This window comes from Brachyspira sp. SAP_772 (genome assembly GCF_009755885.1).
In the GTDB taxonomy this organism is placed as follows: Bacteria; Spirochaetota; Brachyspiria; order Brachyspirales; family Brachyspiraceae; genus Brachyspira.
This window is the reverse complement of record NZ_VYIX01000085.1, coordinates 1-855: the sequence shown is the minus strand read 5'-3', so window position 1 is coordinate 855 and position 855 is coordinate 1. Positions and strand designations below refer to the sequence as shown.

Below are 855 nucleotides of genomic sequence, written 5' to 3'. Positions count from 1 at the left end.
ATATTGATAATATTAAAGCAGCAGCTTTTGCTTTTTATAAAGTAAAAGATTATAAAAAAGCTCTTAMATTTTTAGAAATGCTCTATAAAAAAGTAAATAAAGAAAAAACAAACAAAGAMCTATCTAAACAAATAGCTAAATCTTTAATTTCACTATACTTAATATCTGAAGAAATCAATATAGCAAAATCTTTTTTAGAGATAACACTTGCAGATAAATCTCTCGATGATAAATATATATTTGATTTGGATAAGTTATATTTATTTATATTATACAAATTAGAAGATAATAAGCAATTTAAAACATATTATGATAAATTATATTCAATATACAAAATTCCTCAATTTGATAAAAAAATATCAACTTTAATATTTGATTACGCATTCTATTCATATTTTTTAAGAGACATAGAATTTTCAATMCAATCTATYAGAGCGGTAAAATCATTCAATATAGAAGAGTTTAATATCTATGACCTTGATAAAATATTAAGTTACTTATCTGAAATATATAAAGCATCAGACCAATTAAATAAAATAAAAGATTCAGGTTCATATKATCTTCAAAAATACAAAAATGATAACTTTGAAAACTATATAGATAAAGATTTAACAGCATTTTGGGATAAAACAATTAGTTTATGGGAAGCTTCTTTTATAGATTTTGATTATATATCCACTTTAGTAGAAACAACATCTACAATTAATACTGATTCTATATTAAATCAATTAAAAATATCTATAAATGAAAATAAATCAAACACATTTAGCACTACCAATAAAATAGATAAAATATTTAAAATGAGTATGCTTGATTTTAAAAAGGTTTGCCAAAACATAATAAAAAATAAATTAT

1 pseudogene is annotated in these 855 nt (G+C 20.4%); it reads left to right on the top strand.

The features are described from left to right. A pseudogene (locus GQX97_RS12735) lies at nt 1–855 on the top strand (restriction endonuclease); the annotation flags it as partial.